This window comes from Streptomyces hyderabadensis (assembly GCF_020404845.1).
In the GTDB taxonomy this organism is placed as follows: Bacteria; Actinomycetota; Actinomycetes; order Streptomycetales; family Streptomycetaceae; genus Streptomyces; species Streptomyces hyderabadensis.
Genome location: NZ_JAIOJZ010000163.1, coordinates 1 through 306 on the forward strand (window position 1 = coordinate 1; position 306 = coordinate 306).

1 protein-coding gene is annotated in these 306 nt (G+C 65.7%); it reads left to right on the forward strand.

Annotated elements, in window-relative coordinates; all coding sequences use genetic code 11:
- The coding region (locus K7854_RS37365) for a beta-ketoacyl synthase N-terminal-like domain-containing protein (protein ID WP_308112618.1) at positions 1-306 on the forward strand (306 nt) is incomplete at both ends.

Sequence of the window (306 nt, forward strand, 5' to 3'; positions counted from 1 at the left end):
TCGTATGTGCTGGGGCTTGAGGGTCCGTCGGTGACGGTGGACACGGCGTGTTCGTCGTCGTTGGTGTCGATGCATCTGGGTGGTCAGGCGCTGCGGTCGGGTGAGTGTGATCTGGTGCTGGCGGGTGGTGTGACGGTGATGGCCACGCCGGAGCAGTTTGTGGAGTTCTCGCGGCAGCGGGGGCTGGCGGCGGATGGTCGTTGCAAGTCGTTCTCGGCGTCGGCGGATGGGACGGGCTGGGCTGAGGGTGTGGGTGTGGTGGTGCTGGAGCGTTTGTCGGATGCGCGGCGTAAGGGTCATGAGGTT